Genomic DNA, 13230 nt, shown 5'->3' on the forward strand with positions numbered 1-13230 from the left:
GGCCCTCAGGGCCGGGCCGGGCGTGCCAGGCGTAGTGCCGGATCTCCCTGGTGCCGGGGGGTGCCGGGTCGCTATCGTCCGTGTCGACGCGGACGACGTTGCCCGCCCCAACCTCTCGGGAGACCCGATGCCCACGGCGTTCCGCGCCCTCTTGTCCGTGCTCATGCTCGTCGGCTTCTTCGTGCTCGCGCTGGCGCTGCTCGTCGGGTGCGGGGCGGTCGCCGTGCTCGCCGTCCAGCACCACTCGGGCGCCGCGGCGCTCAAGTTCGGCCTCCTCACGGTCGTCGTGGCCGCGGGCATCGTGACGGCGCTGGTCCGGGTCGCGCGCTCGGAGCGTGCCGCCGGCAAGGTCGACGCGGACGACATAGTCGTCGCCCCCGAGTCCGCCCCCGAGCTGTGGGCCCTGGTCCGCGAGCTCGCCGACGTGGCGGGGACGCGCGCCCCGGACACGATCGTGCTGGCGCCGGACGTCAACGCGGCCGTGAGCGAGGAGTCGCGCCTGCTGGGGCTCGTCGGCGGACGGCGCCGCCTCGTGGTGGGCGTCCCCCTGGTGCAGGGGCTCACCGTCGGCCAGCTGCGCTCCGTCCTCGGGCACGAGATGGGCCACTACTCGAACGCGCACACCCGCCTCGCGCCGGTCGCGTACCGCGGCCGGGTCGTGGTGGGCGAGACCGTCACTCGCCTCGAGGGCAACGTCGTCGGGTGGCTGCTGCGCCAGTACGCCAAGGCGTACCTGGCGGTCTCGGCCGCGGTGAGCCGCGCGCAGGAGCTCGAGGCCGACCGCCTCTCCGTCCAGGTCGCGGGACGGCGGGTCGCGCAGGACGCGCTGCGCGAGGCGCCCGTCCTCGGCGCGGCCTGGTCGTTCTACGAGGAGCGCTACCTGGCGCCGGCCTGGTCGTCCGGGTACGCGACGACGCCCGGCGGCTTCTTCGGCGGCTTCGCCCGGCTGCTCGCGGCCCGAACGGACGAGCTCGCCCGTCTCCGGGGCCAGGAGCCGCCGACGGCGCGGTCGCCGTGGGACTCGCACCCGCCGGTCGACCGCCGCCTCGCCGCCATGGAGAGCGTGCCCGACGACGCCCCCGCGCCCACCGACGACCGCCCGGCGTCCGCGCTGGTCCCGCGGTTCGACGAGCTGGCGGCGCAGCTCGCCGGGCGCGTCGTGGCGTTCGACGACCGCGTGCAGCTCGACTGGGACGCGCTCGTGCCCGAGTTCATGGCCGCGACGACGCGCGCGGACGCCGAGGCGCTCTACGCGACCGCCGCGCGGGTGGCGCAGGTCCCGGCGGGCGGCCCCGGCACGATCCTCGATCTGGTCCAGGACGGCCGCGCACAGGACCTCGTCCACGCCGTCGCGCCCGACGCGCCGTCGGACGACCCGGGCGTCGTGGACGACGTGCTGCGCCAGGTGCTGGCCCTCGCGGTCCGCGAGGCCGCGGTGCGTGCGGGCGTCGCCCGGTGGCAGGGCTCGTGGAGCGGGCCGGCGTCGTTCGTCGCGCAGGACGCCGACCGGCTCGACGTCGACCGCCTGCTCTCGCTCGCCGCCGACCCGAGCACCGTCGCCGACGCCCGCGCCGGGCTCGCCGGAGCGAGCGTCGACCTGGCGGCCCCCTCCCGCACCACCGGTCGCGTCGCCGCTCCGGCGGGTCGATGACGCGGCCGGCCCCGGCGCCGGACGACCCGACGACCGCTGCCGTCGTCGCCCGGCTGCGGGCCGCCGGCTGCGTGTTCGCCGAGGACGAGGCGGCCCTGCTGCTCGAGGCCGCCGGCTCCCTTGCTCCCGGTCAGCGCGGCACTTTCCGTCCTGGTCGGCAGTTCGAACTGCCGACCGGCACTGGAACTGCCGCTCCGATCGATCGCCGCGTGCTTGACGAGCTCGTCGAGCGCCGGGTGGCCGGCGAGCCGCTGGAGCACGTGCTGGGCTGGGTCGCGTTCGCCGGCCGTCGCTGGTCGGTGGGGCCCGGCGTGTTCGTGCCGCGGCGGCGCACCGAGCTGATGGTGGCCGCCGCGCTGACGCTCCCGGCCCCGGGCACGGTCGTGGACCTGTGCTGCGGCTGCGGGGCCGTCGGCGGGGCGGTGCTGCTCGGCCTGCACGCGGCGGGCGCGGCGCCGGTGCTGCACGCGAGCGACGTCGAGCCCGCCGCCGTCGTGCACGCCCGGCGCAACCTGGAGCCGCTCGGCGCCGTCGTGCACGAGGGAGACCTGCTCGCCGCCGTCCCCGCGATCCTGCGCGGCCGCGTCGACCTGCTGCTGTGCAACGCGCCGTACGTCCCGACCGCCGCGATCGCGACCATGCCGCCCGAGGCCCGCGACCACGAACCTGCCGTCGCGCTCGACGGCGGGGCCGACGGGCTCGACGTCCTGCGGCGCGTCGTGGCCGCCGCCCCGGCCTGGCTCGCGCCGGGCGGGGCGCTGCTGTTCGAGGTCGGCACCGACCAGGTCGCCGGCGCGACGACGCTCGTCGAGTCGCACGGGCTGAGTCCGGCGGTCGTCACGGACGACGACCCGGACGCCGACGACGCGACCGGGGGCACGGTCCTCGTCGCCACCCGGCCCGCCCCCTGAGTGCTGTGGGTACGACAACGGCGAGAATTCGCGACCGAATTCTCGCCGTTGTCGTACCCACAGCGCTCAGGCGCGGGGCTGCTTCTCCGCCCAGTCGGCGAGCGTGACGCGCGGGCCGGTGAAGAACGGCACCTCCTCGCGCACGTGGCGGCGGGCCTCCGTGGCGCGCAGGTCGCGCATGAGGTCGACGATGCGGTGCAGCTCGTCGGCCTCGAACGCCAGCAGCCACTCGTAGTCGCTCAGCGCGAACGTGCTCATCGTGTTGGCGCGCACGTCCTTGTACCCGGCGGCCGCCATGCCGTGGTCGCGCAGCATGGTGCGGCGCTCGGCCTCGGGGAGCAGGTACCACTCGTACGAGCGCACGAAGGGATACACGCTGAGGTAGTCGCGCGGGCGCTCGCCGGCGAGGAACGCGGGCACGTGGCCCTTGTTGAACTCCGCCGCCCGGTGCAGCGCCACGACCGACCACTCCGGCGCGAGGGCCGACCCCAGCCGCGACGCACGCAGCCGCTGGTAGGCGCCCTGCACGGACTCGACGGAGGGGCCGTGCACCCACACCATGAGGTCCGCGTCGGCGCGCAGTCCGGCGACGTCGTACACGCCGCGCACGACGACGTCGCCCTCGGCGCGGGCCGGGTCGCGGGCGTCGTCGGCCTGGCCGTCCCACAGCGCGGCCTCGGCCTCCGCCGCGACGGCGGCCCGCTCCGTGGCGCCCGCCGGCAGCGGCTCGGCCAGGGAGAAGACCGCGATCATCGCGTACCGGATCGACTCGTTGATCACGGCGGCGTCGACGGCCTCGCCGGTGTCACCGTGGATGTGCTCGCTCATGTCGTCCTCTCGGGTGGGCAGGTCAGGACTGCAGGCCGGAGCCGCACAGGGCGGGCACGCCGCTCGGCTCGCCGTCGCGGCGCAGGCAGCAGCCGGGGGCGCACACCGAGCGGAACGGCGGCAGGTTGCCGACCTTGTCCTCGACGACGTCCTCGCCGCGCGCGAGAGCCGCGCGCTCCAGGATCAGGTCGACCAGGCCCGCGACGAACACCTTCCGGGTGCCGACCGTGCCGGCGCGCACCGCCGTCAGGCCCAGCTCCTCGGCGGTGGCCATGGCCTCGGTGTCGAGGTCGTACGCCACCTCCATGTGGTCGGACACGAAGCCGATCGGCGCCATCACGACGTCCTTGAGGCCCTCGCCCGCACGCTCGGTGAGCAGGTCGTTGACGTCCGGCTCCAGCCACGGCTGCGACGGCGGGCCGGAGCGCGAGCAGTAGGCCAGCTCCCAGTCGACGGCGTGGCCGCGCACGTCCGCGACGACGGCCGCCACCACGGCCGCGACGTCGAGGTGCTGTGCGGAGTACGTGGCCTGGGAGACGCGCGACGCCGCCTCCATCGTGTCGGGGATGGAGTGGGTGACGAAGACGAGCTTCGCCGCCGCCGGGTCGCCACCCTTCGCCTCGAGCGCCTCGTAGGCCTCGAGCACGGCCTCGGTGTTGGCCGCGACGAAGCCGGGGTGGTTGAAGTACGAGCGGACCTTGTCGAACTGCACGGTCGTGGACCCGTCGGGGCCGAGCTGACCGCGCTTCTCCAGCGTGACCGCGAGGTCCTCGCGGTACTGGCGGCAGCCCGAGTACGACGAGTACGCGGACGTCACCAGCGCGACGGCGCGGCGTGCGCCCAGGCGCTCGAGCTCGTCGATCGCGTCGGTGGTGTACGGCTCCCAGTTCCGGTTGCCCCACACGACGGGCAGCTCGATCCCACGGTCGGCGAGCTCGGCCTCGAGCGCCGCCTTGAGCGCGAGGTTCTGCTCGTTGATGGGGCTCTTGCCACCGAAGCCGTAGTAGTGCTCGCCGACCTCCTCGAGGCGGGAGTCGGGGATGCCCTTGCCGGCCGTCACGTTGCGGAGGAACGGGACCACGTCCTCCGGCTTGTTCGGGCCGCCGAAGGAGTACAGGAGCAGGGCGTCGTACGGAAGCGCGTCGGACGACTGGGGGGTCATCGGCATGACTGCCATCTTCGCACCAGCCCGCGCTCAGGCCCGCCGGGAAGGCCCGGTCGGCGACGTGACGTTGATGGCACGCCTTGTCATCTCAGTCGTCATCTCAGGTCGCCGGGGTCGGACGACGGCCGGTCCGGGATCCCCGACTGCGCGGCGCGCAGCCTGTCCAGCACGTCCCGGAGCTGCTCGAGCTCCTCCGGCGGCAGCGCCTGCCCCACGTACTCCGCGATCGTGCGCACGTGCGCCAGCCCGGTCTCCCGCTGCCGCCGCGCCCCGTCCGCGGTGAGCCGCACCAGCGTGCCGCGCGCGTCGTCCCGCGGCACCGAGCGGACCACCAGCCCGCGCGCCTCCAGCCGCTCGACCATCCGGGACAGCGACGACTGCGCCAGCAGCATCCCCTCGTTGAGGTCGCGCAGCCGCAGCTCCCCGCCGGGCGCGCGCGACAGGGTGAACAGGACGTCGTACTCGCGCATCGTGAGGTCGTGCCAGATGGGGTCGGCCTGGAACCGGCGCATCAGGGTGACCTGGGCCCGGAACAGCGACTCCCAGGCCTCGGCGGCGAGCCGGACGTCCGCGGCGCCGCGCGGCTCAGGGGCGGACGGGGGCGCGGACGGCGTCGTCGGCTCGGGCGGGGTCACCGTGGCAGTGTGCCGCAGGCCACCGACCCGTGCTCGCCGTCAGCGACCGAGCCGGCGCTCGCGGCGCGAGAAGTCGCGCAGCGCGCGCAGGAAGTCGACCCGGCGGAAGTCGGGCCAGTACGCCTCGCAGAAGTAGAGCTCGGAGTGCGCGCTCTGCCACATGAGGAAGCCGCCCACGCGCAGCTCCCCCGACGTGCGGATCACGAGCTCCGGGTCCGGCTGGCCCTTGGTGTACAGGTGCGCGGCGATGTCGTCGACGTCGATCCGCTCGGCGAGCTCCTCGAGCGTGGCACCGTGCGCCGCCTCCTGCGTGAGGTACGACCGCACCGCGTCCGCGATCTCGTGCCGGCCCCCGTAGCCGATGGCGACGTTGACCTGGAGCCCCTGCACGTCCTTCGTACCGTCGGCGGCGGCGCGCACGGCGGCCGCGAGCTCGGCCGGCAGGAGGTCGAGGCGGCCCATCACGCGCAGGCGCCACCGCCGGGACTCCGCGAGGTCCTGGACGGCGTCACGGATGATGTCGAGCAGGTCCGTGAGCTCGCCCTCGGGGCGGGCGAGGTTGTCGGTGGACAGCATCCAGAGCGTGACGACCTCGACGCCGAGCTCTTCGGCCCAGCCGAGGAACTCGGCGATCTTGTCCGCCCCGCGCCGGTGCCCGGTGGCCGCCGTCTCGCCGAACGACCTGGCCCACCGGCGGTTCCCGTCGAGGATGACGCCCACGTGCCGGGGCGACTGCGCCGTCGGCAGCGAGGCAGCGAGGCGCCGCTCGTACAGGCCGTAGAGCAGGTGGGGCATGCGCACGCGAGACCTCGGGAGATCGGGCCGCACCGCGCCCGGCGCACGACACGCGCAGGCACCCGGCGGGCGGGGGACGGAGAGCGGGTCAACGGTACCGCTCCCGGCGGACCTGCAGGTCACGCCGCCGAGCGTCCACGAGACGCCACTCAACCCCTGCGCACGATCTTCACGGCGCACGGTCGACCTGCCCCGCAGAGTCGCCTACGCTGGCGTAACCTACGGATGCGTAGGTTACGTCCCGAGCGAGGAGAGCACCCGTGGCAGCAGCCGCCCGGCCGAAGGGCCGCGACGACGTCGACGCCCCCGTCGTCCAGGAGGTCGTCGAGGGCGCGAAGCACGCCGTCAGCGACGCGCGCGAGGCCGTGAGCGACGCCGTGGAGGACGCGGTGGAGACCGTCTCCGAGGCGGCCGCGCACCTCAAGCCCTTCATGCGCGGCTGGATCCACGCGGTGACGACGCCGCTCGCCCTGGCCGCCTCGATCGTCCTGGTCGTGCTCGCCGACACCACGGCCGACAAGGTGGCCTGCGCGATCTTCGGGGTCACCGCCGTCCTGCTGTTCGGCACCAGCGCGGTCTACCACCGCGGCACGTGGTCACCCCGCACCGCCGCCGTCCTGCGCCGCCTGGACCACGCCAACATCTTCCTGATCATCGCCGGCACCTACACGCCCCTGGCCGTCATGCTGCTGCCGCGGAGCACCGCCACGGTGCTGCTCGCCGTCGTCTGGAGCGGTGCGATCCTCGGCCTCGTGGCCCGCGTGCTCTGGATGGGCGCACCCCGCTGGGTGTACGTGCCCGTGTACGTGGCCCTGGGCTGCGTCGCGGTGGGGTACATCCCCCAGTTCTCCGCCGCCGGCGGGGCGGCCGTCGGGTGGCTGGTCGCCTCCGGCGGCGTCGCGTACATCCTCGGCGCCGTCGTGTACGGCACCAAGCGCCCGAACCCGTCGCCGCGCTGGTTCGGGTTCCACGAGATCTTCCACGCGCTGACGGTGGTCGGGTTCACGTGCCACACGGTGGCCATCTACCTCGCGGCGCTCTGACGGCGCCGGACCCCGGTCAGGTGCGGGGCACGACCACGTAGCGGCGGTTCGCCAGCGACGGGTTGTGCAGGCGCACCTGCGCCAGCGGCTCCGGGTCGAGGTCGACCGTGCGCACCTGCGGCGTCTCGTCGAGCTCGAGGCCGACGACGCCGTCCGGCCCCGCCAGCAGCGAGCGGCCGACGAGGCCCGGGCCTGCCATGCCGACGCCGATCACGACGGCCGTGTTCTCGATCGCGCGGGCCCGCAGCAGCGTGCGCCAGTGGTCCGCCTTGAGCGGGCCGTCCACCCACGCCGCCGGCACGACGATGACGTCGGCCCCGGCGTCCACCAGGCGCCGCGCCGACTCCGGGAACCGCAGGTCGTAGCAGGTGACGACGCCGAACGTGAGGTCGCCGAGCCGGATCACGAGCGGGGGGACGTCGGCCGGCCCGGGCTCGAGCCGGTCCGACTCGCGGGTGCCGAACGCGTCGTACAGGTGCACCTTGCGGTACGCGCCGACCAGGGTGCCGGTGGCGTCGACCGCGACGACGGTGTTGAACGCGCGCCGCGCGACCGCAGCCGTGCCCTCCACGGGTGTCGTGCCGGTGATCGCCGGGAGCGATCCCGTGACGGCCGGGAACCCGCCGGTCACGGCGGGGAAGGCCCCGCTGACGGCCGGGAGCTGACCGGTCCCCGGCCCGCCCAGGGCGCCGAGCGCGGGCAGCGTCGTGCCCGCGACCACGGCGATGCGGTAGCGCGCGGCCTGCTGGCGCAGCGCGGTGACGAACGGGCCGTCGAGGGGCTCGGCGTGCTCGGGACCGACGCCGTGCGGGTCGTACCCCGAGGCGTACTCCGGCAGCACCAGCAGGTCGGCCCCCACCCGGCCGGCGGCGAGGAACGCGTCCGCGACGGCTTCCCGGTTCGCGTCGTGGTCCGCGGTGATCGCGAGCTGGGCGACCGTGACGCGCACCGAGGTGCTCATCGGCCCGCCTGGCCGTCCGTCTCGTCCTCGGGGCGGGCGCCGGGCCGGGCGTCGCCGGGGACGTCCCCCGCGCCGCCGGACGCACCCGCGGCGGGCTCTTCCGCCCGGCGGATCCCGACGTGCTTGGGCTCCTCCACGGGGATCCCCTGCTCCTCGGCGTTGTGCCGCGCGCGGCGCAGGTGCCGCGTGAGCGAGAGGAAGAGCAGCACGCAGGCGAGGGCGACCGCGAACGTCGCGACGAATCCGGCGAGGCCCGGCGTGACCTGCAGCTCGCTCGGCCCCTGGGTGGGGCTCGGCGTCGGGCTCGGCGCGGTGGCCAGCAGCATCCAGACGGCGCTCATCGGGCCTCCCCCCGCACCCCGGCGAACAGGTCGTCCTCGGGCAGCGAGGTCGGCACCCGCGAGTCCGCGAGCTCGTACTCCTCCGTGGGCCAGACGTCGGCCTCCAGGTCACGCGGCACGGCGAAGAAGAACCCGGCGGGGTCGATCTGCGAGGCGTGCGCCACCAGGGCCGCGTCGCGCTGCTCGAAGAACTCGGCCACGGGGATGCTGGTGGTCGCCTGGCGCTCGGGGATCTCCCGCGCCGCCCGCGACTCGATCCAGTCGCCGAACGGCGACTCCAGACCGGCGCCCTGCATGGCCTCGTGCACGGCGCGCATGCGCTCCATCGAGAAGCCGTGGTTGTAGTACAGCTTCAGGGGCGCCCAGGGCTCCGCGCCGCCCTCGACCACGTACCGGGACGCGTCGCCGGCGGCGTGGTACGCCTCGTACGCCACCTCGTGGCACTTGATGTGGTCCGGGTGCGGGTAGCCGCCGGACGGGTCGTAGGTCGTCAGCACGTGCGGGCGGAACTCGCGCACCAGCTCGACCAGCGGTGCCGCGGCCTCCTCGAGCGGGACGAGCCCGAACGAGCCCTCGGGCAGCGGCGGCAGCGGGTCACCCTCCGGCAGGCCGGAGTCGACGAAGCCGAGCCACGTCTGCCGGACGCCGAGCGCGGCGGCCGCGGCCGCCATCTCCAGGCGCCGCACGGCACGACGACCCTCGACCGTGTCGAACTCGTGCCCCTCGGGGACCTCGAAGCTGGGGTTGAGCACGTCACCGCGCTCTCCTCCGGTGCAGGTGACGACCAGCACCTCGACCCCTTCGGCGGCGTACCGCGCGGTGGTGGCCGCACCCTTGCTCGACTCGTCGTCCGGGTGCGCGTGCACCGCCATCAGACGCAGGGGCTCGGACCGTCCGGTGGGCGGCGCGGAGGTGGCGGAGGACAAGGTCCCTCCCGGGGTGACGGGTCGGCAGCAGGCTTCAGGGACAATGGTGCACCATGAGCGAGCCCGTCAGTCCCACCCCTCCCGCCGACCGGTACGGCACGCGCCCGCAGCGCCGCGGCATCGGGACCGGCGGCAAGGTGGCGATCGCCGCGGCCCTCGCGGCCGGTGTCGGCCTGGCCGCCTGGTTCTCGGTCGAGCAGAACCGGCGCGACCCGGTGGAGGTGGACGTCGTGAGCTTCGACGTCCGCGACGCCGAGCAGGTGGACGTCACGTTCCAGGTGCACATGCCGGTCGGGACGACGGCGGTCTGCGAGGTCGAGGCTCTCGCTCCGAGCTACGCCCAGGTGGGCACCCTGGACGTGCCCGTCGGGCCGAGCAAGGAGATCACGTCCACCTACACCGTGACCCTCCGCACCTCGGAGAAGGCCACGACCGCCGTCGTCGAGTCGTGCGACGTCCCCACCGGATCCTGAGCCGCTCGACCGCGCCACGCTGTTCGCCCGTGGCATGAGCCCTGGGTTCTGAGCCCTTCGCGGGCTATCCTGAGGGATTCACACGCCAGTCCTGTCCAGCCGACGCGCGTGCCGACGCACGTCGGTCGACCGCGCACGGCCTGATCAGGCCAACGAGCACCACGAAAGGAGAGCCCTCGTGACCGAGAGCACCGTCACCTGGCTCACCCAGGAGGCTCACGACCGGCTGCAGGCCGAGCTGGAGCACCTCTCCGGCCCTGCCCGCGCCGAGATCGCCGAGCGCATCGCCGCCGCCCGCGACGAGGGCGACCTCAAGGAGAACGGCGGCTACCACGCCGCCCGTGAGGAGCAGGCGAAGAACGAGGCCCGCATCCGTGAGCTGACCGAGAAGCTGCGCAACGTCCAGATCGGCACCCCCGCGGACGACGGCGTCGTCGAGGCGGGCATGGTCGTCACGGCGCTGGTCGCCGGGGACGAGATGACGTTCCTCCTCGGCTCCCGTGAGATCGCCGGCACGACCGACCTCGACGTGTACTCGCCGACGTCGCCGCTGGGTGCCGCGATCGACGGGCACAACATCGGCGAGAAGGTCGCGTACACCGCGCCGAACGGCCGGGAGATCCCGGTCGAGATCCTCAAGGCCACGCCCTTCGCGGGCTGACCCGCTGCCGGGACCGCCCGGACCAGGACGCATGCCGTGGGCGTGCCCGTGCAGACGGGCACGCCCACGGTCGTCTCCGGGCCGTCGTCGTGCCACGCACCCCTCACGGTCTCACGATCTGAGATCTTTGACCTTGTGCAGAAGGATCGATCCTGCGCCCCCGGCAAACCAGACCTTTCCCCGGCCTGCCAACGATCAACAGCCCCGCCAGCAGGCCACCCGGTCGAGGAATGGTCATGGGCGAGGTGAAATTTCCCCCGCGATGCGTCTAGTGTCGACGGCGGTATGGACACGACGGACACCGCAACGACCAACCATCCGACCGACGACTGCTCGACCGACGCCGTCCCCGCGTCGACCCGCCCGACGGCGGACCTCACGGGGCTGACGGTGCGCCCGCCGACGACGGCGGACGGCGCCGCGATGTGGCGACTGGCCCGCGACTCGGGCTCGCTCGACCTCAACTCCTCCTACGCGTACCTTCTGCTCGCGGACCACTTCTCCGCGACCTGCCGCCTCGCGTTCCTCGGCAGCGACGGCGACGGCGACGACGCCGGCGACGACGGCCCGGTGGGGTTCCTCGCCGCGTACCGGCTGCCCGCCGACCCGGCCACGCTCTTCGTGTGGCAGGTCGCCGTGGACCCGCGGGCGCGGGGCCGGCGTGTCGCGGGTCGCCTGCTGGACGCGGTGGTCGACGCCACCGGCGAGGGCGGCCCCGCCGTCGCCCGGGTGCACACCACCGTGACCGCGGACAACGCGGCGTCGCGACGCGTCTTCGCGCGCTGGGCCGCCGAGCGCGGCGCGACGCTGCGCGAGACCACCGGCTACGAGGCGGCCGACTTCCCCGACGGGCACGACGGCGAGCCGCTGCTGGTCATCGAGGGCTTCCGCCCCTCCCGCTGACCCGCCGCCGACCGCACGGTCGGCGGCCAGACCCCGGGCTGCGCCGGTTCGGCGCGCAGGTGACGACGCAGCCCCACCACTACCCACTCAGCACCGGCGCGCACCACCTCAAGGAGTGTCATTCGTGACCACCCCGACCGTCCCCACCACCGAGGCGTCCGCCGCCGCCGACCCGACGGGCTTCACCGCCCTCGAGTCGGAGGTCCGCAGCTACTCGCGCTCCTGGCCCGTCGTGTTCGACCGGGCCGTGGGAGCGACGGTGCACGCCGAGGACGGCACCGAGTACCTCGACTTCTTCGCCGGCGCGGGCACCCTCAACTACGGCCACAACAACCCCCGGCTCAAGCAGGTGCTGCTCGACTACCTGACCGACGACCGCATGGTGCACACGCTCGACATGCTCACCTCGGCGCGCCGTGAGTTCCTCGAGACGTTCAGCGACGTGGTCCTGCGCCCGCGCGGCCTGGACCACAAGGTCGTCTTCCCCGGCCCCGGCGGCGCGAACGCGGTCGAGGCGGCGCTGAAGCTCGCGCGCAAGGTGACGGGCCGGGAGTCGGTCATCAACTTCACCAACGCCTTCCACGGCATGACGCTGGGCGCCCTGTCGGTGACCGGCAACTCGATGAAGCGCGGCGGGGCGGGCGTCCCGCTGGTGCACGCCACGCCGATGCCGTACGACGACTACTTCGACGGCGACGTGCCCGACTTCGTGTACCTGGAGCGGCTGCTCGCGGACAGCGGTTCCGGCCTCAACGCCCCGGCCGCGGTCATCGTCGAGACGGTGCAGGGCGAGGGCGGGGTCAACGCGGCGCGCGCGGAGTGGCTGCGCGGCCTGGCGGACCTGTGCCGTCGGCACGGCATCCTGCTGATCCTCGACGACATCCAGATGGGCTGCGGCCGCACCGGCCCGTTCTTCTCGTTCGAGGAGGCCGGGATCGTGCCGGACATCATCTGCCTGTCGAAGTCGATCTCCGGGTACGGGCTGCCGATGGCCCTCACCCTGGTGCGTCCCGAGCTCGACATCTGGGAGCCCGGCGAGCACAACGGCACCTTCCGCGGGTTCGCGCCCGCGTTCGCGACGGCGTCCGAGGCGATCCGCCTCTACTGGGCGGACGACGAGCTGCAGCGCTCCACGATCGACAAGGGCACGCTCGTCGAGGCGCACTTCAACTCGCTGGTCGCGCGCTACGGCGACGACATCCTCGTCGGCAAGGGCCGTGGCCTGGCGCGCGGCCTGCAGACGCCGGACGGCGAGACGGCCGCCCGCATCTGCGACGAGGCGTTCACCCGCGGGCTGCTCATGGAGACGTCCGGCCCCGACGGCGAGGTCGTGAAGCTCCTGCCGCCGCTGACCATCACCTACGACGAGCTGCAGCGCGGCCTCAAGATCATCGGCGAGTCCGTCGCCGCCGTCCTCGGCTGACGTCCTGCCCGCTCCCCGACCACCGCACCCGAACCACCGGAGGTACCCCGTGCTCGTGCGCACCCTCGACGAGATCACCGACACCGACGCCGACGTCAAGAGCGAGAACTGGCGCAGCAAGCGCATCGTCCTGGCGAAGGAGGGCGTCGGCTTCTCCGTCCACGAGACGACGCTCTACGCCGGCACCGAGAGCTTCTTCTGGTACGCCAACCACATCGAGGCGGTCTTCATCACCGCCGGCGAGGGCGAGATCGAGGATCTCGGCACCGGCGAGGTGCACCCGCTGCGCCCCGGCTCGCTGTACCTGCTGAACGACCACGACAAGCACCTGGTGCGCCCGCGCACCGACATCACGTGCGTGTGCGTGTTCAACCCGCCGGTCACCGGCCGGGAGGTGCACGACGAGAACGGCGTGTACCCGCTCGTCACGGAGCCGGAGCCCGCGACCGCCTGACCGCGACCGCCCAACCCCCGACCCCGACCGCTGTGGGTACGGAAACGGCGAGAATTCGTG

General features: G+C 73.9%; 15 protein-coding genes. 8 read left to right on the forward strand and 7 right to left on the reverse strand.

Going from position 1 to position 13230, the window contains the following annotated elements:
* Nucleotides 1-127 precede the first annotated feature (127 nt).
* Nucleotides 128-1651 carry a M48 family metallopeptidase gene (locus ACFT55_RS14005; RefSeq protein WP_380244447.1) on the forward strand — a complete coding sequence of 508 codons (1524 nt, stop codon included), beginning with the start codon at nucleotides 128-130 and terminating at the stop codon, nucleotides 1649-1651.
* Entirely contained in the window at nucleotides 1648-2562 is a 915-nt protein-coding gene (locus ACFT55_RS14010; RefSeq protein WP_380244448.1) for a putative protein N(5)-glutamine methyltransferase, read from the forward strand. Before ACFT55_RS14005 ends, ACFT55_RS14010 begins: the two co-directional genes overlap by 4 nt.
* A gap of 66 nt (nucleotides 2563-2628) precedes the next feature.
* Here ACFT55_RS14010 and hemQ read toward each other — a convergent pair whose 3' ends face one another.
* The 4 genes from hemQ to ACFT55_RS14030 all read right to left on the reverse strand — a co-directional run bounded on the left by hemQ (nucleotide 2629) and on the right by ACFT55_RS14030 (nucleotide 5991).
* Entirely contained in the window at nucleotides 2629-3390 is a 762-nt protein-coding gene (hemQ, locus tag ACFT55_RS14015) for a hydrogen peroxide-dependent heme synthase (RefSeq protein WP_380244449.1), read from the reverse strand.
* A 22-nt stretch (nucleotides 3391-3412) separates the two neighbouring features.
* The gene (locus ACFT55_RS14020; protein ID WP_380244450.1) at nucleotides 3413-4558 is read right to left on the reverse strand and encodes a ferrochelatase; all 1146 of its coding nucleotides are present in this window, start codon (nucleotides 4556-4558) and stop codon (nucleotides 3413-3415) included.
* A 92-nt stretch (nucleotides 4559-4650) separates the two neighbouring features.
* On the reverse strand, nucleotides 4651-5190 hold the full coding sequence (locus ACFT55_RS14025) for a MarR family winged helix-turn-helix transcriptional regulator (protein WP_380244451.1): 540 nt from the start codon (nucleotides 5188-5190) through the stop codon (nucleotides 4651-4653).
* A 39-nt stretch (nucleotides 5191-5229) separates the two neighbouring features.
* Complete coding sequence (locus ACFT55_RS14030) at nucleotides 5230-5991, reverse strand: isoprenyl transferase (protein ID WP_380244452.1); 762 nt, start codon at nucleotides 5989-5991, stop codon at nucleotides 5230-5232.
* Between the two features lie 254 nt (nucleotides 5992-6245).
* Here ACFT55_RS14030 and ACFT55_RS14035 point away from each other — a divergent pair, with 254 nt between their 5' ends.
* A complete protein-coding gene (locus ACFT55_RS14035) occupies nucleotides 6246-7028 on the forward strand; it encodes a hemolysin III family protein (RefSeq protein ID WP_380244453.1) in 783 nt (260 codons plus the stop codon).
* 16 nt (nucleotides 7029-7044) lie between these two features.
* On the opposite strand, the gene ACFT55_RS14040 is transcribed toward ACFT55_RS14035, so the two are convergent.
* Genes ACFT55_RS14040 through mca form a run of 3 tightly spaced genes read right to left on the reverse strand, consistent with a single transcriptional unit; the run spans nucleotide 7045 to nucleotide 9202 of the window.
* On the reverse strand, nucleotides 7045-7989 hold the full coding sequence (locus ACFT55_RS14040) for a carbon-nitrogen hydrolase family protein (RefSeq protein ID WP_380244454.1): 945 nt from the start codon (nucleotides 7987-7989) through the stop codon (nucleotides 7045-7047).
* Entirely contained in the window at nucleotides 7986-8330 is a 345-nt protein-coding gene (locus tag ACFT55_RS14045) for a hypothetical protein (protein ID WP_380244455.1), read from the reverse strand. The genes ACFT55_RS14040 and ACFT55_RS14045 overlap by 4 nt, the downstream gene beginning before the upstream one ends.
* The gene (mca, locus tag ACFT55_RS14050; protein ID WP_380244461.1) at nucleotides 8327-9202 is read right to left on the reverse strand and encodes a mycothiol conjugate amidase Mca; all 876 of its coding nucleotides are present in this window, start codon (nucleotides 9200-9202) and stop codon (nucleotides 8327-8329) included. Before mca ends, ACFT55_RS14045 begins: the two co-directional genes overlap by 4 nt.
* Nucleotides 9203-9309: 107 nt before the next feature.
* On the opposite strand from mca, the gene ACFT55_RS14055 reads away from it, so the two are divergent.
* From ACFT55_RS14055 to ACFT55_RS14075, 5 genes are all read left to right on the forward strand, one after another.
* The gene (locus tag ACFT55_RS14055; RefSeq protein WP_380244456.1) at nucleotides 9310-9729 is read left to right on the forward strand and encodes a DUF4307 domain-containing protein; all 420 of its coding nucleotides are present in this window, start codon (nucleotides 9310-9312) and stop codon (nucleotides 9727-9729) included.
* A gap of 178 nt (nucleotides 9730-9907) precedes the next feature.
* Nucleotides 9908-10390 carry a transcription elongation factor GreA gene (gene greA, locus ACFT55_RS14060; RefSeq protein ID WP_380244457.1) on the forward strand — a complete coding sequence of 161 codons (483 nt, stop codon included), beginning with the start codon at nucleotides 9908-9910 and terminating at the stop codon, nucleotides 10388-10390.
* A 285-nt stretch (nucleotides 10391-10675) separates the two neighbouring features.
* Nucleotides 10676-11293: a diaminobutyrate acetyltransferase gene (gene ectA / locus ACFT55_RS14065; RefSeq protein ID WP_380244458.1), complete on the forward strand. Its 618-nt coding sequence runs from the start codon at nucleotides 10676-10678 to the stop codon at nucleotides 11291-11293.
* Between the two features lie 124 nt (nucleotides 11294-11417).
* Nucleotides 11418-12716, forward strand: coding sequence for a diaminobutyrate--2-oxoglutarate transaminase (gene ectB, locus ACFT55_RS14070; RefSeq protein ID WP_380244459.1), 1299 nt, complete (start codon nucleotides 11418-11420; stop codon nucleotides 12714-12716).
* A 49-nt stretch (nucleotides 12717-12765) separates the two neighbouring features.
* Nucleotides 12766-13170 (forward strand): ectoine synthase, encoded by a 405-nt coding sequence (locus tag ACFT55_RS14075; protein WP_380244460.1) that lies wholly within the window; start codon nucleotides 12766-12768, stop codon nucleotides 13168-13170.
* The last annotated feature ends 60 nt before the right edge of the window (nucleotides 13171-13230 follow it).

The organism is Isoptericola sp. NPDC057191, assembly GCF_042670225.1.
Classification (GTDB): domain Bacteria; phylum Actinomycetota; class Actinomycetes; order Actinomycetales; family Cellulomonadaceae; genus Isoptericola.